The sequence below is a fragment of the Prevotella sp. RM4 genome, assembly GCF_000701965.1.
Classification (GTDB): domain Bacteria; phylum Bacteroidota; class Bacteroidia; order Bacteroidales; family Bacteroidaceae; genus Prevotella; species Prevotella ruminicola.
Map to the genome: position 1 here is coordinate 259,895 of NZ_JNKG01000007.1, position 20,731 is coordinate 280,625.

Annotated in this window: 15 protein-coding genes; 3 read left to right on the plus strand and 12 right to left on the minus strand. The window is 50.3% G+C overall.

Features of this window, described 5'->3' with window-relative positions:
* Positions 1 to 8: 8 nt before the first annotated feature.
* The 6 genes from T499_RS0102285 to T499_RS0102310 are packed head-to-tail and all read right to left on the minus strand — an operon-like array spanning position 9 to position 10,959.
* Positions 9 to 1,241, minus strand: a complete 1,233-nt coding sequence (locus T499_RS0102285) for a glycoside hydrolase family 5 protein (RefSeq protein WP_033149586.1) — start codon at positions 1,239 to 1,241, stop codon at positions 9 to 11.
* Entirely contained in the window at positions 1,238 to 2,614 is a 1,377-nt protein-coding gene (locus T499_RS0102290; RefSeq protein ID WP_084162857.1) for a CotH kinase family protein, read from the minus strand. The genes T499_RS0102285 and T499_RS0102290 overlap by 4 nt, the downstream gene beginning before the upstream one ends.
* A complete protein-coding gene (locus T499_RS0102295) occupies positions 2,615 to 3,709 on the minus strand; it encodes a family 16 glycosylhydrolase (RefSeq protein WP_033149588.1) in 1,095 nt (364 codons plus the stop codon).
* Positions 3,710 to 3,732: 23 nt separating this feature from the next.
* A complete protein-coding gene (locus T499_RS13995; protein WP_052173304.1) occupies positions 3,733 to 6,156 on the minus strand; it encodes a hypothetical protein in 2,424 nt (807 codons plus the stop codon).
* 34 nt (positions 6,157 to 6,190) lie between these two features.
* Complete coding sequence (locus T499_RS0102305; protein ID WP_033149589.1) at positions 6,191 to 7,723, minus strand: RagB/SusD family nutrient uptake outer membrane protein; 1,533 nt, start codon at positions 7,721 to 7,723, stop codon at positions 6,191 to 6,193.
* A gap of 44 nt (positions 7,724 to 7,767) precedes the next feature.
* Positions 7,768 to 10,959, minus strand: coding sequence for a SusC/RagA family TonB-linked outer membrane protein (locus tag T499_RS0102310; RefSeq protein WP_033149590.1), 3,192 nt, complete (start codon positions 10,957 to 10,959; stop codon positions 7,768 to 7,770).
* A 654-nt stretch (positions 10,960 to 11,613) separates the two neighbouring features.
* Between T499_RS0102310 and rmuC the strand changes: the two genes are divergently transcribed.
* The 3 genes from rmuC to T499_RS14000 are packed head-to-tail and all read left to right on the plus strand — an operon-like array spanning position 11,614 to position 13,913.
* Complete coding sequence (gene rmuC, locus T499_RS0102315; protein ID WP_033149591.1) at positions 11,614 to 12,915, plus strand: DNA recombination protein RmuC; 1,302 nt, start codon at positions 11,614 to 11,616, stop codon at positions 12,913 to 12,915.
* 34 nt (positions 12,916 to 12,949) lie between these two features.
* Complete coding sequence (locus tag T499_RS0102320; protein WP_033149592.1) at positions 12,950 to 13,321, plus strand: GxxExxY protein; 372 nt, start codon at positions 12,950 to 12,952, stop codon at positions 13,319 to 13,321.
* Positions 13,322 to 13,352: 31 nt separating this feature from the next.
* Complete coding sequence (locus tag T499_RS14000) at positions 13,353 to 13,913, plus strand: 4'-phosphopantetheinyl transferase family protein (RefSeq protein ID WP_052173307.1); 561 nt, start codon at positions 13,353 to 13,355, stop codon at positions 13,911 to 13,913.
* Here T499_RS14000 and T499_RS0102330 read toward each other — a convergent pair whose 3' ends face one another.
* The 6 genes from T499_RS0102330 to T499_RS0102355 all read right to left on the minus strand — a co-directional run bounded on the left by T499_RS0102330 (position 13,914) and on the right by T499_RS0102355 (position 20,645).
* Positions 13,914 to 15,488 (minus strand): helicase HerA-like domain-containing protein, encoded by a 1,575-nt coding sequence (locus T499_RS0102330; RefSeq protein WP_033149593.1) that lies wholly within the window; start codon positions 15,486 to 15,488, stop codon positions 13,914 to 13,916.
* Positions 15,489 to 15,583: 95 nt separating this feature from the next.
* Positions 15,584 to 16,519 carry a M23 family metallopeptidase gene (locus tag T499_RS0102335; protein WP_013064255.1) on the minus strand — a complete coding sequence of 312 codons (936 nt, stop codon included), beginning with the start codon at positions 16,517 to 16,519 and terminating at the stop codon, positions 15,584 to 15,586.
* 160 nt (positions 16,520 to 16,679) lie between these two features.
* A complete protein-coding gene (locus T499_RS0102340; RefSeq protein WP_052173309.1) occupies positions 16,680 to 17,228 on the minus strand; it encodes a C40 family peptidase in 549 nt (182 codons plus the stop codon).
* Positions 17,229 to 17,317: 89 nt separating this feature from the next.
* Positions 17,318 to 19,411 (minus strand): ATP-dependent DNA helicase RecG, encoded by a 2,094-nt coding sequence (gene recG / locus T499_RS0102345; RefSeq protein ID WP_033149594.1) that lies wholly within the window; start codon positions 19,409 to 19,411, stop codon positions 17,318 to 17,320.
* Positions 19,411 to 20,073, minus strand: a complete 663-nt coding sequence (locus tag T499_RS0102350) for a 2-C-methyl-D-erythritol 4-phosphate cytidylyltransferase (protein WP_033149595.1) — start codon at positions 20,071 to 20,073, stop codon at positions 19,411 to 19,413. The genes recG and T499_RS0102350 overlap by 1 nt, the downstream gene beginning before the upstream one ends.
* On the minus strand, positions 20,073 to 20,645 hold the full coding sequence (locus T499_RS0102355) for a DJ-1 family glyoxalase III (protein ID WP_033149596.1): 573 nt from the start codon (positions 20,643 to 20,645) through the stop codon (positions 20,073 to 20,075). The genes T499_RS0102350 and T499_RS0102355 overlap by 1 nt, the downstream gene beginning before the upstream one ends.
* Positions 20,646 to 20,731: the final 86 nt, after the last annotated feature.

Consider the following 20,731-nt stretch of genomic DNA (forward strand, 5'->3'; position numbering starts at 1 on the left):
TCATTTTCTCACCTTCTCATCCCCATGCTTTGGATATACTCCGCCTGTGGTTTGCAGTTCTCGATGCGACAGTTCTCGGCAAACTGCTTGAGCAGCTGGCGGAACTGAGCCTGATTGGGGCGTGCCTCGCGCCATTCTTGATAGGTGTTGCGTGATGTCTCGGCATATTTCACCACGATGCTATCCCAACCCTCGGGGCGCTTGATGCCCATCATGCACGACTCATCTACCTTTTTATAAGGCCAGAAGGTGTAACCGATGTTGTTCTCCTTCAGCACCTTCACAAAGTCGCGCTGCCACTCCATGGTGTTGTGACCGAACTCGCCCATATACATCGGACGGTTGATGGAGTCGCGGAAATTGATGTAGTGGGTGATGGCCTCTTTGGTGGCAGGACCGCCGTAACGGTGGCAGGTGTACATCAGCTTATCGTCGTAGGTGCTGTCGTTCAGCATCCAGAAGAAACTGTTCCAGTGGGCACCGCCCAGCAGGATGATGTGGTTTTTATCTACCTGTCGGATGGCCTCTACTGCCTTCTTATATACAGGCTGAAGCAGCTGATAGAGCGAGTCGCGGTTCTCGAAATAGTGGGCGATGGGCTCGTTCATCAGTTCGTAGCCCAGGATGGTGGTCTCGCTGCGATAGCGATAGGCTATCTCGCGCCAGATATTGCAGAACTGCTGTTGGCACTTCTCACTTTCGAACAACCAGGGGTAACCGTGTCCGTCGTCGATATTGTCGCCCGTCTGTCCACCTGGACAGTCGTGCATATCCAGAATCAGATACAGGTTGTTGGCCTTGCACCAGGTGATGACCGAGTCGATGCGTGCGTAGCCATCCTTCTTGCCTGTCTGTCCCATGTAATCCTCGTCGCAGAACAGCTTGTAGTTGAAAGGCAGACGAATGGTGTTGGCACCCTGATTGGCAATGAAGTCGATATCCTTACGTGTCACGTAGTTATCCTTGAACTGCTGCCAGAACTCGGCAGTGGCGTCGGGACCCACGGCCTCCTTCATCATCAGGTCGATCATCCACGCCGAGTTGGTACGTCCGAAACCGAACATGTAACCCTCGGGGTTCAACCAGTTGCCCAGGTTTGTGCCCTGAATCAGGAGTTTCTCACCGTTGGGCTTGATGAGGTCGTGACCGTTGATGGTGACGAACCCATTGGCATTATTCTGCTTGCCCACGTTGCAGGCCATCAGCAGGAGCGCAAAGAGATAAACGAATGCTTTCTTCATTGTTTTGTTATGATTTGTCTGTTCTGGATGTATATTCCTTTTTTATTGGGTTGCTGCACCTTTCGGCCCTGCAGGTCGTAGAGGGTGCTGCTGTTCTTTTCTGTTGTCTTGGCAGGTGTAATACCGGTGGCACTCAACTTCTGGGCGAAGGCCTCCTGCAGATAGGGGATATGAGTGTTCACAAACGCCTTCAGATCGCTGATGTAGCCATCGTAGTCGTTGTGGTAGCTGTGCTTCTCCCAGTCGTACACCTGCTGGTTGATGGGCCACACCTTGAAATTCTGAGCCTGTGTCTGCCAGATGGCACCACGCAAACTGTCGATAGATGCTATCAGGTGCTGCTGCAGTCCGGCTTCTACCAGCGCGTTCAGGCGGTCGTTGCAAGCCTTGGCAAACCAAGGGTCGAGCCACAGGCGCTGCAGAATTTTTTCGAATGGACGGTTCCACAAGCCTAAATAGGCCTCCATCTGTCGCAGCAGACTCTTTTCCGAACTATTGTCGTAGCCCAAGTCAAGGTCCCACAGCGGTCCGAAGTGCATCTTCTGTTCGTCGGCCTCCTTGTACATGTAGATGCTGTACAGTGCATCGATGTTGCCCGTGAGCTCAGCGCCTACGTACCAGTTAATAAAATCGGTCTCATCGATATAGGCGCGATAACCTTTCTCGGGGTCGCAGTAGTCGTCGCTGGCCACTGCTTTCTCGAATGCCTCCAGCCACTGTCCGATGGCGATGCGCTTATCCATGGTGAGCAGCTCGTCATCAGGATTCTTGATGTTGTACATGATGCCGTAGCGGGTGGATGTGATGTAGGGCTCCTCGCGCGAGTTCTCGTTGGCCACCTCCAGCAGCCAACCGTTGTCCTCATCTACCTCAACGCGCTTTTTGTGCACCTGCACCTGGTCGCTAATCTGGTAGGTTCCGCGGTATTTGCCATTAAGATAAAGATCGATGAACTTGGCAGCTGGACAGAACTTCATGCCGATGAAACGTCCGAGTTGATAAGTCAGGGCATTGCGAATCATGGTCTTGTCGCCGTGATTGGCCAGCAAGGTCCAACTTTTGGCTTTCGCAAAGTCCTCACCTAACAGTGTTTGCTTTTTGTCGAACTTAACTCGGTAGGGTTTCTTGTCAGAATTCCACCACGATGAGTTGCCTCGTCCTCTTATCTGGGTGTTCTCAAGGCGCAGCGTGTCGGTGCCATCCACCATCGTAAAAGTACACATGATGTACTCTTCCTTACTGGTGATGTTCTGACCGTTCTCCGTCTCGATATACACCGTTGGTACATCGGTGAGTTGTTGATATTGCTGGGCCAGCACAGGGCCAGCCCAGGCAATCGTCAACAAAATAGAGAGTATTAATTTTGGTTTCATTTATTTCTTCTGGAATACACGCACGTAATCTACTTCCATGGTGGCTGGCAATGCACTCTCGTCAACGCCTTGAGCGCCACCCCAGTCGCCGCCCCAAGCCAGGTTGAAGATCACGTAGAACGGATCATCGTATGGCCAGTCGTCGCGACCCAGTCCGCGGTTGTCGTAGCTCAGCTGAACCTTACCATCCACATAGGTGGTGATGTTCTTGGCTGTCCACAGGATGGCGTAGGTGTGGAACTCGCCCTCGGCACCATCGCACTTCATCTCGTGGGTTACCTGTGTGTTGTTAGAGTGTACATGGGCATTGGCATGCAGGCTCGACGATACGTAGTTGGGGTGGTAGCCTACCTCCTCCATGATATCAATCTCGCCATCGGCAGGCCATGACTTGAAGTTTACAGGCATCATCCAGAAGGCAGGCCATGTGCCCTTGCCTTTTGGCAGTTTGATGCTGGCCTCGATATAGCCGTAGGTCCAGCCCTCCTTTACGTGGGCATACACACGACCAGAGTATATCTTGCCGTTCTCCTTCAGGGCTGTAATGCGCAGGGTGCCGTTCTTAACCTGTGTTACCAGCGCACCATCGGGTGTTTTGTGGTTCACGTAGTTCTGCAACTCGTGGTTCACCCATCCGGCGTTCTGCACCTCGTGCTTCCAGTCGGCAGCATTCAGTTCCGAGCCTGTCTCGAACTCGTCCTGCCAAACCAGTGTGTAGCCATCGGGGGCGTTGTAGGCAGGCTTTGCAGCAGCGGCCTGAGTCACTGTGATGTTCTTACGGGCAGTACCCGACATAATGACGACGTTACCTGTACGCTCCGTGGTATTAGGGTTCTCGTCGATGGTCACAGCCACCGCATTGTTAGCATACTGAGCCGTGGCCTTCACGAAGTCGCCATCGGCATAAACACCCCACTCTTTTCCAGTGGTGGTAACGTTAATTGTGTAGCTGCCTCCTTCGGCAGGTGCATTGATGCTCTCCTGCGATACGGTGATCGTTGGAGCAGCGGGCTGTGGATCATCGCCACCCCCACCGCAGCCAGTAAAGACTGCGGTGAGCGCGAGCAATAGAGTGTTAAACATGTAACGTTTCATTAATTATTCAATTTTTTTATTTATTATGCCTCTTTAAAGACAATCTTACTAATCTTCACCTTTGTACCAGGTGTTGATCCTCCGAAGTCGAAGAACAGGCGGAGAGCCGATGCATCAGTACCCTCCTTCAATGTAGCATTCTTCAATGTGAATGTGTAAGGCTCGTCGGCCTTGATGTCGTGACGACCCTCGCAGAAGAAGTTGCTATCGCCACTGTCGGTGAGCTTGATAGTTACGCCTGGGCAGTCGGCATCAGCAGTTACTACCACCTGGAAGTGATACTCCTTGTTGGCCTTAGCTGTCAGCTCAGTATCAATGTGGAACTGACCCTGCCACTGGCTGCCACCCATTCCTTCTGGAAGAGTGAGCTCAACAGTGTCGCCGTTGCGAGTAGCTACAGGCTGGTTGGCCAGCTCTGTCCAAGCGTCGTTGGCGAACCAGTAGGCGAATGTGCTCTTTACTGAACCATCGTCAACACCCTTCCACAGGTTGCTGGCATCGTCGTAGTTCAGAACTACAGCCTCTTCGAGATAGATCTTGCTGATCTTCACGTGAGTGCCAGCAGGTGTACCACCAAAGTCGAAGAACATGCGCAGCTGGTCGGCATCAGCACCATCCTTCAGTGTCAGGCCCTCGCGCTTCACGATGAGTGGCTCGTCGGCCTTAACAGGGATGCGCTCTTCGAGCAGGAAGTTGCTGTCGCCACCATCGGTGAGCTTGAAGGTAACACCAGCGCAGTCGTTGTCGGCCTCTAATACACAGTAGAAATTATAGGCCTTTGATGCACTTGCTGTAAGCTTGGTGTCGATATGGAACTGGCCCTGCCACTGGCTGCCACCGATACCATCAGGCATGGTGAGCTCGTAAGTGTCGCCGCTGTGTGTACATACTGGGCTTGTAATCTGTGTCCAGCTGTCATCAGCAAACCAGTAAGCGAACTCGCTGGCTACTGTACCATCGTCAACAGCCTTCCAAAGGTTGGCGCCGCTCTCATAGTTCCAATCCATCACAGGCTTCTCGCCCTCTTCGCCACCACCTGAAACGATGGTGCCATCGTCGTTAGCGTGATCCTTGATAACCACGTTGCTTACGTTGATCTTGGTAGCACCGGTAGCATGACCGAAGTCGAATACCAACTTTACCTTAGAAAGGTCCTTACCTGCTATGTCGCTCTGCCAGAATACGATATCCTGACCAGCCTTGAGGTTCACGTCGGCTACATCGATGATAGCATCGGCATCTGCCTCGTCGGTGAGCTTAACAGTCACACCGTCGATATCCTTATCAGCATTGAAGATAACAGAGAAGTCGTAGTTGGTTCCAGCCTTCAGATTCAGGTCGGTGTGGAGGTGGAACTGAGCCTGCCAGCGGTCTGAGCAAGCATCGGGAACTGTCACGGTGTAGTCGTTGTTTCCACCAGTGTAGCCAGCTTCCATCTCGCCAGTGCGCTCTGTGCCCCAACCTGGGTTGAAGTAGAATGTGGCGTTAGGAGTGATGCCCTTCCAGAGGTTGAAGTCGCTGTTGGCATCGAATCCCTGCTCCTCAACGAGGCGCTCATCAGGAGCGCTTGTCAGGATGTAGCGCCATGCAATACCGCGATCAGGAGCGTCGTAAACCAGCACCAGCTTGGTGGCTGTGAGGGTCTCGATACGGAACTTAGGATTCTCGTACTGAGCGTCGCTCGAGATGTAGGGGAATGCGGTGTTGTCGGCCAGCTGGATGTAGGTCTGCTTGGTCACGTTGCCCTCGGCATCCTCCCAGTCGTAGATCTCGAAGCTCCAGCTTGATGTCTGGTTGCCCACAGCTACATCTACGTCGGCATTGTCGTTCTGGGTGTTCCATTTGGTTACGCCCTTATTCACATAGGTGTTACCGTCGGCACCAGCATTGTAGGTATAGCTACCGCCCTTGCGTGTGGTGGCTGTAAAGGTGATGCGGTCGTCGTAAACACCAAAGTCCTTCTTATCGTTGGGAGCAGCACTCCACCATTCGGTGGCAGCTGTTCCGGCAGGGCCGCAGCCCAGGTGTCCCTGCTCCTTGTTGGCTATACGCCACTCCTTGTCGCAGATACGACGGAAATCGGCAGAGTAGTCAATCTTAGTCTCGTTGAAAGTGAATGTCTTGCTGATGACACCCTGACTGAAACCATTGCGGTTGCCCAATTTCATGTCGATAGTATAGGTGCCGGCCTCAGGATTCTGGAATCCCACCTCCTGCAGTGTAGAGTAGGTGTTGCCGTTGATAATCCAGATGGGGTATGTGCCTGGCTGTGGGGTGTAGTTGGCAATCATCTGGTTGGTTTCCTGATCGACGCTGATGCTGAAATCAACACCGCTTACCGATGGAATACCATTGGGGTCGGCGCCGTCGAATTTTTCGGGCGAGCAGGCGGTCATCATCACACCTGCTGCCAGCGCACCCATTGTATATTTAATCAGATTCTTCATAATCTTTTTAATGTTTAATCATTAATGTTTAATATTAATAGTTGTTCTGCACCAGTGTTGGGTCGGCATCAAGCTCGCTCTGTGACAGAGGAATGTGCTTCTTGCTGGCACTCCAGGTGTTAGTACGATAGCCGTAGGTGTCGGGAACCAGCTTCAGGCTGGCCTTTTCGGTGGCACCGCTGATACCCTCGGCACGAACCAGGTCGAAGTAACGCTTGCCCTCACCGCAGAACTCCAGGTGACGCTCATTCAGTACGTCGTCGATAGTAACGCTGTTCAGGTTAGCAAGACCTGCACGTGTACGAACCTCGTTAACATAACCAGTGGCCTCGGTTGCGCTGCCACCTGTCTGCAACAGCAGCTCGGCTGCATTCAGCAGGGTCTCGGCATAGCGGTAGATGCGCTTGTTGTTATTGTAGTTCAGGTTCTTTGATGTAGGACAGTCCTGATTGTTGGCACTCTGTGGACGATACTTACCGTGCCAGATGTGAGTGTCCTGATAACGCTCGGTATAGGTGTAGCCACGAACGTCCCAGCAGGTAACATCGCGACGCTTGTCGTTATCGGCATACATATTGTAGGCCTCTAAGCGCATGGGCAGGAATCCCCAACCGTCGTTACCGCTGTCCCAGCCTTCGCCACCAGCCCAACCGTTAGGCGAGCAGAGTGTAGGGAATACGGTACCACCTGCATGCAGTGGTGTGCCCCAGTCGCGCTGGGCGTTATCGTCGTCGTAAGTAATCTCAAAAATGCTCTCTGAGCACATCTCACCGTTCTCTGAGAACAGATCCTTGAAGTCGGGATTCAGCGAGTAGTTGCTGTCGCCGATAATCTGCTTCATGTAAGTAAGAGCAGTAGGATAGCGGGCTGCGTCGTTCTGGTACATCACCATCTCGGCATACAGCATGTAGGCCATAGCCTGTGATACGCGACCCTCGTTGGCTGCATCCCAACGCATAGGCAGCACGTTCGAAGCGATGATGGCCTCGAGCTCAGGCAGCAGCTGTGCATAAATCTCATCAGCAGTAATCTGTGGGGCTGTGTAAGGCTCGCTCAGGTTCTCAAGATAGAAAGGAACGTTGCCGTAGTAGTGCCACAGAATATTATAATAGTACACGCGGAGCAGACGGGCCTGCATCTCGTACGATGTGCGGTTCTTTTCGTTGCCGCCACCCCATGAGCAGTACTTAATCACGTCGTTACAACGCTTGATACCGCTGTAGAAGTCGCCCCAAAGAGTACCCAGGGTGTTGTTGCCGTCGCCCTCAAAGTTGAACAGCTTGTGCCAGTGCTGGTTGTCGCTGATGCTCGAACCACCAACCCAGAAGTCGTCGCCCATAATCTCGGCGTCGCAAGTCAGGTCGTTATAGGCTGTTCCGTCCCAGTCGGGCCAGTGCAGTGGTGCGTAGGCCGATGTGCAAGCCTCGCTCAGGTGCTCGTCGGTCATGTAATATTCCTCCAGAGGCTCACCGGTTGGATTCTCTACCTCCAGGAAGCTGTCGTTACAAGCAGTCAGCGATACGGCTACTACTCCAGCGAACAGTGTTTTATATATCTTCGTATTCATAATACTTCAATTCTTTAATTTTTACATTATTACATTATTACATTTTACAGCGAGAGGTTGCAACCTACAGTAAAGATGCGTGCCTGTGGATATACACCGTAATCTACACCCATCGATGTGCTGCTGGTACCGATTTCAGGATCGAATCCCCAGTACTTAGTCCAGGTAAACAGGTTCTCGGCGCGAACATACACGCGGAATCGCTCGATGTTTACACGCTTGGTAAGCTGCTTAGGCAGTGTGTAACCCAATGAGATGTTCTTCAGGCGCAGGTAGCTGCCGTCCTGTACGTAGATGTCGCTAACAACCCAGTTCTTCGAGTCGCCCAGCTTCAGCATAGGAATCTTGTTTGATGTGCCCTCGCCGGTCCAGCGCTGCAGCACCCAAGTTGGGTAGTTACCCGATGCGATATCCTGGCGCCAGGTAGCGTCGAAGATATCGGCACCATAAACGCCCTGGAAGAAGATGTTGAAGTCGAAGCCCTTCCAATCGGCATTCAGGTTCAAACCGTAAGTCCAGTCGGGTGTTGGCTTACCAATCTTGGTGCGGTCGTCGCTGGTAATGTAGCCATCGCCGTTTACATCCACGAAGATCAGGTCGCCAGGAACCGACGAAGCGTGATTCTTAGCATTGTAAGCATCGGCCTCGGCCTGGTTCTGCAGTACACCTGCAGTCTTGTAACCATAGAAGTATGGGAAAGGCTGACCGTTCTCGGCACGTGTGCCACCATCGCTGAACTGACTGATACCGTAGTTCAGGAAGCCAGTGTCGTTACCCAGGTTCTTCAGGGTGTTCTTCAGGTGCGATGCGTTGGCCTTAATGGCAAAGTGTGCATCGGCAATGTTGAACTTGTAACCCAGCTCAAACTCGATACCCTTATTCTCCATGTCGCCCACGTTACCGATAGGCTTGGTTTCACCTACGTAGCTTGGGATAGGCATGGTCATCAGCATACCATTGGTCTTCTTGATATAGTAGTCAACAGTAAATGTAAGCTTGTTGTTCCACAGGCCCAGGTCGATACCCAGGTCGGTCTGCTCACTCTCCTCCCACTTCAGGTTCTCGTTAGCCAGTCCGTTGGCCTTCGAACCGTAATTCATCACGCCCTGACGGCCAAAGTAGTAGTTGCTTGTGCCACCAGTGGTGGTGAGCACGGTGTAGCGGAAGTCACCGATGTTCTCGTTACCGTTCTTACCCCAGCTGGCGCGGAACTTCAGGTTGCTGAGCCAGTCGCTGGTGTTCTTCATGAAGTCCTCGTTCATGATGTTCCAACCGATAGAGAATGAGGGGAACACACCATATTTGTTGTTTGATCCGAAGCGGCTTGAACCATCGCGGCGGATGGTGCCCTGGAACATGTACTTCTCGTCGTAGTTGTAGCTCAAACGGGCAAAGAGCGAAGCCAGGTGATGCTCTACGTTAGGACCAGCCCAACCGCTAACCAGACTCTTAACACCTGTAATGTGGCCGTCGGCATCGGTAGTGGTCTCAATGCTACCACCAGTGGTGTAGTCAACATAAGGCTTGTTTACGTTAATCAGGTTCCAGTGCGATGCACCTACGTAGCTACCCTTGTACTTCAGGGCGCTCTGACCCAGTACTACACCGATAGAGTGCTTGCCAAACTCTTTGTCGTAAGTCAGCGTGTTCTCAACCTGCCACTGTGTAGCGTCGGCCTTCTCGGCTGAAGCCGATGTGTGGTCGCTGTTGTTGTTACCAGAGAGGTAGTACTTTGATACGGTAGCACCCTCGCTGCCCCAGAAACTCTGCTCGGCACTCCAGGTGAAGTGGTACTTCAGGTTGTCCCAGATCTGCAGATCGATAGCAAACTTAGGTCTGAACTTATGGCTCCAGCCGCGGCTGGGGTTACCCTGCATCATGGCGATGGGGTTGTTCTGCTCCTGATAGCTACCTACGTAGTTGGGAATAGTATAAGGATTGCCGTTCTCGTCGCGATAAAGGTCGTAAGCGCTGTAACGGTCAATCATATCCTGAGCCACAGCACCAGTGAGTGTTACGGGCAGTGTTGGAGCCAGGTACAGGGCCGAACCCAGGGGCGAACCCCATGTAGAGTTGGTGTCGATACCTGTGCTATGTGTGCGCATATAAGAGAGGTTTGCGCTGATGTCCAGTTTGTTCAGGAAGTTGCGCTCCTTTGAGTCGTCGAACAGGTTGAACTGGTTGTTTGAGTTGATGGTCAAACGGTCGTAGTTAGAGCGGCCGTAGTTACCACCCACGATACCATCCTGAGTGTAGTAACCCAGCGACAGGTAGTAGTTTACCTTTTCGGTAGCACCGCTAACCGATACGTCGTGCTGTACTACAGGGGCGTTATCGTTAAACAGCAGTTCCTGCCAATCGGTACCAAAACCGGTAATCTTGTTACCGTTGGCATCGGTCAGGTTATAAGGATCGGCATACAAAGGTGCCTGTCCGCCGTTCACGTATTTCTCGTTCTGCAGGATGGCATAGTCGGTAGCACTGGTCACGTCGCGATGCTTCCAGGCGCTCTGCCAACCGTAGCTGAAGTTATAGTTGATCTGAGCCTTACCCATCTTACCCTTCTTGGTGGTAACCAGGATAACACCGTTGGCTGCGCGTGCACCGTAGATGGCACCTGATGCAGCATCCTTCAGTACCTCGATACTCTCGATATCGTAAGGGTTAACACTCTCCAGACCGTACTGGTCGGTAGGCATGCCATCGATAATGTACAGCGGGTTGGTATCATTAATAGTACCTGTACCGCGCACGCGAATCATCGACTGTGAACCAGGCTGTCCGTTGGCAGATGTAACGTTTACACCAGCAGCCAGACCTTTCAGGGCATCATCGGCACGCAGACGTGTCTTACCCTCCAGATCATCCGAGCTAACCTTGGCGATTGAGGCTGTTACCACGCTCTTCTTCTGCACACCGTAGCCGATAACAACTACGTCCTGCAGAGTCTGTGCATCTTCTTTCAGCACCACACGCATGTTGCGGGTTGCTTTTAGTTCTTGGGTTACATAACCAATGTAACTTACTACGATAGTAGCGCCCTCGTTAACCTTAATGGTGAAGTTACCATTAAAGTCGGTAATAGTACCATTCTGAGGATTACCTTTTTCAACGACCGAAGCACCGATAACGGTCTCGCCCTGGTCGTCAATCACAGTGCCCACGATTCCCTGGGCCCAAGATGTCATGGTCACCATAAGTGCCAGAAACATCATTACTAACCTGCTTTTCTTCATACTTTGGTTTTATTAAATGTTAATGTTAAGTTAGAATATACCCTATTAGGATTTTCTGCTGCAAAGATAATTAATTCTAATGCTCGCATTTGGCAGCACAGAGCGAAAAGTGGACGAAATGATACGCTCAAAATGTCTAAAGCGCTGATACACAGTGTGATAAGATTTTTAAAAAATCTAAAAAGAGTGGACGAAATATAGAGGTGTAAAACGTACATTTTACAGATTCTTTAACCAAAAATTCGCTTTAATTAGTCAAAAACGTCTTTCACTGCATTGGTCGTCAATCATGGTTATACGTTCCAAGCAAAGAAAAAGTCATAGTTAGTGTGTTTTTCGTGTTGTGTGGACGAACACAACCTCTTTTTAAAGTTAAATAGAGTTAACAAAGCAAAGAAAATGGAGAAAAGATTTGGTTTGGTAGATTAAAATGCGTACTTTTGCACTCGTACAACAGTTTTTTAAGTTTTATTGAACAATCTGATCTAGTTTACCTTTAATCTGACATGAAGTAATATACGGAACGAGTGAAAATGTGCGTGATTTCGAAAAACGAATGAACGCACATTTTTTTTGTGCAAAATTATAGGTTCATTTGGTCCTTATTACGAAGAAATTGCTTAATTTTGCAGCAAAATAAAAACAATACGACTTATGATTGTACTTTATATTATAATAGGTATCGCAGTGGGTGCTGTAGCGCTTTACCTGCTGATGGATCGCAAAATGGATCACCTCCGTATAGAGGGTGGCAAAACTGGCATGGAGCTGAAACTGAAGAATGAGCAGTTGGCAGAGAGCACCAGCAGAGTGCGCCACTTGGAGGGTGAGAACCGTGAGTTGCATGCACGTGCCGAAGCTCAGATGCGAGAGTTGCAGTTGCTGCATCAGCAGATGGCTGAAGAGTCGCAGCGCCATGAGGAGCGCTTTAAGAATATGGCTCAGCAACTGCTGGAGCAAAGTGCCCAGAAACTGAAGCAGTCGAATACCGAAACAATATCTGGCATCACGCAACCATTGAAGGATGCTATCGCCAACATGCAGAAGGCTATCAGTGAAAACCAAAAGGAGAGCGCAGCCCATTCGGCTTCGTTTCGTGAGCAGATGCTGCTGATGATGCAGCAAACGCAGCAACTGGGTGAGAAGGCTGAAAACTTGACGAATGTGCTGCGACGCGATAACAAGGTGAGTGGTAACATGGGCGAGATTATTCTGGGCGACCTGCTGAATAGTCAGGGTCTGACGGAGGGCATCCACTACGAGGTGCAGGCCCGTTTGCGCGATGAACTCGGACGTCCCATGAAACACGATGAGACTGGTCGCGAGATGCAGCCCGACGTGATTCTGCATTACCCACAGGGGCAGGATGCTATCATCGATTCGAAGGTATCGTTGGTAGCCTACGAGAAATACGTGAATGCCGAGACACCCGAGGATAAGGAGCGTTACCTGCAGGATCACATCAAGAGTGTGCGCCAGCATGTAAACGAGTTAGCACGTAAGGACTATTCGAAATACGTGAAGAATGGTCGCGATGTGGTTGATTTCGTGATTATGTTCGTACCCTTCGAGTCGTCGCTGCAGTTGGCATTGGCCAATGATCCTACGTTGTGGCGCGAGGCTTTCGAAAAGAAGGTGTTTGTAACGGGCGAGCAGAACCTGTTGGGCATTCTGCACATGATACACATTGCCTGGGTGCAGAACCAGCAGGCCGAGAATCAGGAGAAAGTATTTGGCTTGGCTGAGCAGTTGTTGGATCGCTTAGGCGACTTTGTGCAGCGCTATAACGACCTGGGTAGTAAGATTGAGGCTGTGCAGAAGGCTTACGACAACACCAATAACAAGTTGATAACTGGTCGTCAAAGCGTCACGCAAAAGGCGCAAGAACTAATCACTTTAGGTGCCAAGGAGAATCCCAACCGCAAAATCCCCACACCTGAGATTGGTATTGAATGATTTTTTAGCAACGGACTACAGGATTTTAGGATTTATGTTATACGAAGAACTATCAGGGAAGATACTAAAGGCATATTTTACAGTCTTAAGTACTTTAGGGACAGGTTTCTTAGAGTCTGTATATGAAAATGCTCTATGTATAGAACTTGACGAATTGGGTGTTTCGTATGAAAGACAGAAACACCTGGAGGTTGTTTACAAAGGACATATTATTGGAGAGTATATTGCAGATATTATAGTAGATAATAAGATTATATTGGAATTAAAAGCAGTATCACAATTGATACCTGCACACAGTGCTCAACTGATTAATTATTTGACTATTACTCACTATAAGGTAGGATTACTTCTTAACTTTGGTGAGGGTAGGGATTATAAACGAGTTTATCTGAAAGATAAATCCTAAAGTCCTGTAGTCCGTTGCTAAAAAAAAGAAAATGGGAGTATATATAAGCGAGAAGATATGGGATTTTGATTTGCAGGCGGCGCTGGGTGAGATTTCGGAGCAGCGCCGCGAGCAGGCCTTGAAGTTCAAATTTGAACAGGGGCAGCGCTTGTGTGTGCTTGCCTATCAGCTACTAAAGGAAGGCTTGCGTAAGGAGTATGGCATAATGGATAACCCCATCTTTGAGTATAACGAGCATGGTAAGCCTGGCATCATAGGCCATCCGGAGATATTCTTTAACGTGAGTCATTGCAAGGAGGCTGTCATCTGTGTCATCAGCGATAAGCCCGTTGGCGTAGATGTGGAGTGTATCCGCGAATTCAAGGATAGCCTGGTAAACTACACCATGAACGATGAGGAGAGAACAGAAATCGCCGCATCTGCCACCCCAGAAGCCACTTTCATCCGCCTTTGGACGATGAAAGAGGCCACTGCCAAGCTTGTCGGCACTGGCATCACTCACGATGTGAAATCCCTGATCAAACCCACCAAATATAAATATACCACCGTCGAGCGACAGCGGTATATTTATACTGTTTGTGAATATCTTTAATTACTTAATCAGGTTACCAAGGATATCTCTTGTAAGCTCCTTGGTAATTGTTCGTGTAGCGGCACTGGTGGCGTTTTTCACTACGCGACCTTTTGCCGAGGTGCGACTCTTGGTTTTCTTACCCGTTACCTTATCGCTTACGTAGGTGCCTAACATAGCTGCCAGGGTAGAGGTGATGGCAGTCAGAATGGCCTTGCCTACCTTTGCCAGTATACCCGACTTCTTTTTCTCGGCCTTAGCTTCAGGCTGTGGAACCTCAACTTCGGTCTGCTCCTGTTCCTGCAGGGCGCAATCGGCTTCGGCCATCAGTACCTCGAAGGCACTCTCGCGATCCACTGGTGTGTCGTACTTACCATAGATACGACTCTGCTTGATGATATCGAGACGCTGCCCCTCGGTGATGGCACCAATCTGCGAGAGCGGGAACAGAATCTTGGCACGCTCTACGATATTGGGTGCACCCTTCTCGTCGAGGAAACTAACAAGCGCCTCGCCTGTCTCCAGGTTCATGATGGCCTCGTCGGTTTTAAATGCTGGGTTAGGACGGAACGTGTCGGCAGCGGTCTTAACAGCCTTCTGATCCTTTGGTGTGTAAGCACGCAGGGCATGCTGCACACGGTTGCCTAACTGTCCGAGGATGTTTTCGGGGATATCGGTAGGACTCTGGGTAATAAAGTAGATACCCACGCCCTTTGAACGAATCAAACGGATAACCTGCTCAATCTTATCGAGCAATGCCTTTGATGTGCCGTCGAACAGCATGTGTGCCTCGTCGAAGAAGAATACCAACTTAGGCAGCGGCATGTCGCCTACCTCGGGGAGGGTAGAGTAGAGCTCGCTCAAAAGCCACAACAGGAATGTAGAGTACAACTTGGGCTGCATCATCAACTTATCGGCAGCCAGCACATTCATGATACCCTTGCCACCTTCGGTCTGCATCAGGTCGAAGATGTCGAACGAGGGCTCGCCAAAGAATTGGTTGGCGCCTTGGTTCTCCAACTGCAACAGGGCGCGCTGGATGGCACCAACCGAGGCAGTTGAGATATTACCGTATTTAGTGGTGTACTCCTTGGCATGCTGCGATACATAGTCGAGCATGGCGCGCAGGTCTTTCAGGTCGAGAATCAGCAGTCCGCGCTCGTCGGCAATGCGGAACACGATGTTCAGTACGCCATCCTGTGTCTCGTTCAGGTCGAGCAGACGACTGAGCAGCTGTGGACCCATCTGTGAGATGGTGGCACGCATGGGATGTCCTTGCTCGCCAAACACATCGAAGAAGCGTACAGGACAACTTTGGAACTCTGGATTCTCGATGCCAAATTCGGGCATGCGCTTCTCGATAAAGCCACTCAGCTTACCAGTCTGCGAGATACCCGAGAGGTCGCCCTTCATATCGGCCATGAAGCAGGGTACACCTGCCTGGCAGAAGGTCTCGGCCATCACCTGCAGGGTAACAGTTTTACCTGTACCTGTGGCACCAGCAATCAAACCATGACGGTTGGCCATCTTACCTGTAATACTCAGTGCTCCATTAGAGCAGTGGGCTATGTAAAGCCCTCTTTCCTTGTCGTACATACGCTTTTGTTTTAAGTTTATGGCGCAAATATACAAATAAGTGAGCAATATACCAAAAAAAATCCCGTCAACTTGACGGGATTCCTGATATTTTTTTAGTTGTATTTCAAAATTTGTCCTGGGCGCAAGCGAATGTTCTTGCCGATATGGTTCAGCTCGCAGAGCTTAGCAATCGTAGTGTGGTGCTTGCGGGCAATGGCCTGCAGGGTATCGCCCTTCTTAACCTTGTGGAAGTGTACATTAGATGATGTACGTGGGGCAGTTGCAATCTCGAGCTCGTCGTCCTGATCGTTATCGCCAGCGGTTACACCACCAACACCACGCAGACGAGTGGCCATAGCCGACTCAGCAGCGTACTTGCTGCGACGGAACATGTAGAAATCGCCTACAACATCCTGATTGCGGAAGTCGAACAGCAGAGCTGGGTTCAGGGCTACACCGCAAAGACGTGTCTCGAAGTGCAGGTGTGAACCAGTACTACGACCAGTGTTACCACCCAATCCGATAGGATCACCAGCCTTAACCTCCTGATTCTCAACTACCAGGTGCTTTGACATGTGACCATAGATAGTCTCCAGACCATTGTGGTGGCGGATAACTACGTACTTACCATAACCCTTAGGCTCATATTTTACGATACGGATCTTACCGCTGAAGGCGGCGCGGATGGTATCACCAATATATACTTTGATGTCGAGGCCCTTGTGCTGACGTCCCCAACGTGCGCCGAAGTTTGAGGTGAGCACACGGCTATCGGTAGGCATGTGGAAACCTCTCAGGTCGATACGGAATGAGTCGGGGAGTACTGTTTCGCGGTGGGCATATACATTATTCCAGTCTTCGTAGAGGTCGGCTGAGGGGTTGTACTTCTCCTCCTGCTCAATGATTCGCTTGAGAACCATCGAGTCGACTGCCTTCATCTTGCGATCGACTGGTGCCTGCTTAGCCAACAGATCCTGTGCAGACGCGGGGGCTGCAACAAAAACTGAGAATGCCAAAACAGCTATTTTCTTAAAGCTTTTAATGTTCATATACTTAGTTGAGTTAATATCAAATTAAAAAATCCGGTGCAAAGGTACTAATATTGCATGAAAAACGGAAATATATTGGTGTTTTTTGTTCACTTTTAACACTTTCGCCGATATTTTGTTGTTTTTTCAGGTTAATATGGCTAAATGTGTCGATTTCCGTTTACTGCTGCACTCTACGTGCACCGATGTAACGACGGGCGTAACCCGAGTCGGTAGAACTGTTGATAGTAATACCGTTATTGGTACTGGCGTGAATGAAGGTGAATGTATTGTTGATGGGATCTACATCAACCACGATACCTACATGGCCAACACCTCGACCAGAACGTGGACTGGTAAAGAATACCAGGTCGCCACTCTGCAACTCATCGCGGGTGATGGGGATATTGCGTGCATACTGATCTCTAGATGAAGCACCGATAAACAAATCGGTTTGCTGCTTGTAAACATAGCTGGTAAAGCCAGAGCAGTCGAAAGCGCTTGGACCTTTAGCACCTGAGCGGTAGCGGGCACCCATGTGTGAGAAAGCCTCGCTCATAATCATCTCGGTCTTCTCGAAGGCTTCGTTCAAATCGTCTTGTGTTCCATAAATGAAGTCGAAGTTGCCAATCTCCTCCTCGTCTGGAGCCTGGTCAGGGTTAACCTTTCCAAGAGCGAGGTCGCTCATAGAAAGCATCAACATCAGGGCAAATATAAACAATTTCTTCATAATGGTTTGCAATAGAAAAAGATTTCTGCTGCAAAGGTAGTAATTTTTTTTAAACTACGTGCGCGCTAACAGCACAAGTTAACATAGTTTTAGGATATAGCCGCCCAATTAATATTTGTTTTACGTAATTGGCGCAGTCGGTTCCATAACATGCTGAATTTCTCAGAGTTACATTCTGGGTCCTCGTCAATAATCTTTTGTGCCTCGTCGCGGGCCATCTGCACAATCTGTCCATCACGGGCTATGTCAGCAATCTTTAAATCGAAAGCCATACCACTCTGCTGGGTGCCTTCCAGGTCGCCAGGACCACGGAGTTTCAGGTCGGCCTCGGCTATACGGAAACCGTCGTTGGTATCGCACATAATGTCGATACGCTTGCGGGTGTCTTCGCTCAGTTTGAAGGGGGTGACGAGAATGCAATACGACTGGTCGGCACCACGACCTACACGACCTCGGAGCTGGTGCAACTGGGCCAGTCCGAAGCGTTGGGCCTCGAGAATAACCATTACCGAGGCGTTAGGAACATTCACACCTACCTCGATCACCGTTGTTGCCACAAGTATCTGTGTCTCACCACGTACAAAGCGTTGCATCTCCTCCTCTTTGTCCTTAGGTTTCATACGTCCGTGTACCTTACTCAACCGGAACTCGGGGAAGGCTTCGCGCAGTACCTCAAAGCCATCTTCAAGGTTCTTTAGGTCGCTCTTAGCACTCTCTTCAATCAGGGGGAACACGATGTAAACCTGTCGGCCCTCGTTAATCTGCCGACGGATACCATCGTAGAGCGATGTCATACGCGAATCGAAAACATGTGTGGTTTGTACGGGCTTACGGCCTGGAGGCAACTCGTCGATAACACTCACGTCGAGATCGCCATACAGAGTCATGGCTAAGGTGCGTGGAATAGGCGTGGCAGTCATCACTAATACGTGGGGTGGGTTAGCGCTCTTACTCCAAAGCTTGGCGCGCTGGGCCACACCAAAGCGGTGCTGCTCATCGACCACCACAAAGCCTAATCGGGCAAACTGCACAGTATCCTCGATGACAGCGTGGGTGCCCACCAGAATGTTGATGGTACCATCCAACAGACCTTCGAGCACCTCTTCGCGACGTTTCCCCTTTACCATACCGGTAAGCAGGGCTACGCGCAGGTTCATATCCTTGAGGAATCCCATGATGGTTTGCAGATGCTGTTCGGCCAGGATTTCGGTTGGGGCCATGATACAGGCCTGATAGCCGTTATCGATGGCAATCAGCATTGACATCAGTGCCACAAGTGTTTTACCGCTACCCACATCACCTTGCAACAATCGGTTCATCTGGCGGCCAGAACCCATATCCTTGCGAATCTCCTTAATCACACGCTTCTGGGCACCTGTGAGTGGGAAGGGCAGATACTGACTATAGAAAGTGTTGAATACATCGCCTACCGTAGAGAATACATACCCACGGAATTTGCGACGCTGATCGCTCGCGTACCTTAATATATTAAGTTGTATAAAAAACAGTTCCTCGAACTTCAAACGCAATCGGGCACGCTCCAGGTCCTTGGTGTTCTGTGGATAGTGTACCGTGCGCAGGGCGAAGTCACGACCTACCAGATGCAAGGGCTGGTAGATAAAATCGGGGATGGTTTCGGGTTGTGGCGGAAGTTTCTCGATGAGCGTCTTGGTGAGTCGTTCGATGGCACGCGAGTTCAATCCGCTCTTCTTCATCTTCTCGGTGGTGTTGTAATAGGGCTGAAGTCCCATGGTGGTGAGGTCGAGTTTCGACGCATCATCCAGGTCGGGATGGGTGAAGTTGATGCGGTTGTTAAACACAGTGGGTTTGCCAAACACCAGATACTCGGTACCTATCTTATAATTCTGTTTGGCGTATTTGCCACCATTAAACCAGGTAAGGTCACAGATGCCTGTGCCATCTGTAAAGTGTGCCACTACGCGCTCCTTACGCGGGCCCATCGGAAAGGTCTCGAAACTCAGGATATGTCCTACCACCTGTACAAACGGCATGTCGCCCGTAAGCTCGTGGATGGTGTACACCTTCGAGCGGTCGACGTATTTGTAGGGGTAGTACTCCAGCAGGTCGCCGTAACTCTCAATGCCAAGCTCGTTGCTCAGCATCTTCTTACGGTTAGGTCCCACGCCAGGTAGGTATTTGATATCCTGATTGAGTATGTCCATTATATAAGAACCTCTGCGATTTTTAAATCGTAGGGAGTGGTAATCTTGATGTTTTCGCGGTTGCCTTCAACCAAGGTGATGTTGTAGCCGAATGCTTCAACTACCGAGGCGTCATCAGTAAAACCGTCGTTGTAGGGCTGACGATTGGCTGCCTTCAGCAGTTGGATGTCGAAGGTCTGAGGTGTCTGCACCAGTCGATAGGCATCGCGAGGCACTGTTTTGGATTGCTCGCCTTCCAGATGGCGTACGGTCTCAACAACGGGGATGACTGGAATGACGGCCTTTTTTTCTCTTGCTGTCGTATAGCAGTTACGAATCACCTCGATACTGGGGAAGGGGCGCACACCATCGTGCACACCTACTACGCCGATGGCGTCATCGGGTACCTTGGCCAGTCCGTTCTGTACTGAGTGGAAGCGTGTTTGTCCGCCATTGGCTAAGGTGTACTCCACATCAAAATGGTACTCCTGGCACAGCTGATGCCAATAGGCCTGCTGGGCTTCGGGTAATACCAGAATAATCTGGATATCCTTAGAGTACTCGCGGAATCGCTCCAGTGTGCGCATCAGTACGGGCTTGCCACCAATGGGCAGAAACTGCTTGGGGATATCCGACCCCATGCGCAAGCCCTTACCGCCTGCTACTATGATAATATAATCCATTATTTCTGCATTAAATGTTTAAAGCGCATACCCTCGGCAATCTGGTCGGCAGTTTGCTTGTCAACCAACTGACTGAGCAGTTCGTAGGCGTAGGGGAAAGCTGCTGCAGGGCCCTCGGCGGTGGTGATGTTACCATCTACGGTTACCAGATCGCCTGTATAGCTGGCGCCATTCTCGGCTAATGCTTTCTCAAAGCCTGGATAGCAAGTAGCCTGCTTGCCCTCAAGGATACCCAGTGGGGCGAGTACTACGCCTGGAGCAGCACAGATGGCAGATATCTTCTTGCCTGCCTGGTACTGAGCCTTCAGGGCTTCGCACAAACCAGAATGGTTGAACAGGTTGCTGGCACCTGGCATACCACCTGGCAGCATCAGCAGGTCGGCATTATCGAACTCGCCCTGCTCAAACAGAATATCAGCTTCGATATTCACACCGTGGGCCGACGTTACCAAAGGAAATTCAGAGATGCTAACGGTGGTTACATCAACACCCCCACGACGTAATACATCTATAGGAATCAAGGCCTCTACATCCTCGAAACCTTCTGCTAGGAAAACATAAACTTTTGCCATAATATTCTCGATAATTTGTTATTCTGACGGCAAAGATACAAATTTTTTGGCACGAATTACACGAATTGCACGAATTTTTATATCTT

Bases quoted from the DNA above. Each gene is read 5' to 3' on its own strand.
- T499_RS0102285 (WP_033149586.1), bottom strand. From the start codon at position 1,241: ATGAAGAAAGCATTCGTTTATCTCTTTGCGCTCCTGCTGATGGCCTGC.
- T499_RS0102290 (WP_084162857.1), bottom strand. From the start codon at position 2,614: ATGAAACCAAAATTAATACTCTCTATTTTGTTGACGATTGCCTGGGCT.
- T499_RS0102295 (WP_033149588.1), bottom strand. From the start codon at position 3,709: ATGAAACGTTACATGTTTAACACTCTATTGCTCGCGCTCACCGCAGTC.
- T499_RS13995 (WP_052173304.1), bottom strand. From the start codon at position 6,156: ATGAAGAATCTGATTAAATATACAATGGGTGCGCTGGCAGCAGGTGTG.
- T499_RS0102305 (WP_033149589.1), bottom strand. From the start codon at position 7,723: ATGAATACGAAGATATATAAAACACTGTTCGCTGGAGTAGTAGCCGTA.
- T499_RS0102310 (WP_033149590.1), bottom strand. From the start codon at position 10,959: ATGAAGAAAAGCAGGTTAGTAATGATGTTTCTGGCACTTATGGTGACC.
- rmuC (WP_033149591.1), top strand. From the start codon at position 11,614: ATGATTGTACTTTATATTATAATAGGTATCGCAGTGGGTGCTGTAGCG.
- T499_RS0102320 (WP_033149592.1), top strand. From the start codon at position 12,950: ATGTTATACGAAGAACTATCAGGGAAGATACTAAAGGCATATTTTACA.
- T499_RS14000 (WP_052173307.1), top strand. From the start codon at position 13,353: ATGGGAGTATATATAAGCGAGAAGATATGGGATTTTGATTTGCAGGCG.
- T499_RS0102330 (WP_033149593.1), bottom strand. From the start codon at position 15,488: ATGTACGACAAGGAAAGAGGGCTTTACATAGCCCACTGCTCTAATGGA.
- T499_RS0102335 (WP_013064255.1), bottom strand. From the start codon at position 16,519: ATGAACATTAAAAGCTTTAAGAAAATAGCTGTTTTGGCATTCTCAGTT.
- T499_RS0102340 (WP_052173309.1), bottom strand. From the start codon at position 17,228: ATGAAGAAATTGTTTATATTTGCCCTGATGTTGATGCTTTCTATGAGC.
- recG (WP_033149594.1), bottom strand. From the start codon at position 19,411: ATGGACATACTCAATCAGGATATCAAATACCTACCTGGCGTGGGACCT.
- T499_RS0102350 (WP_033149595.1), bottom strand. From the start codon at position 20,073: ATGGATTATATTATCATAGTAGCAGGCGGTAAGGGCTTGCGCATGGGG.
- T499_RS0102355 (WP_033149596.1), bottom strand. From the start codon at position 20,645: ATGGCAAAAGTTTATGTTTTCCTAGCAGAAGGTTTCGAGGATGTAGAG.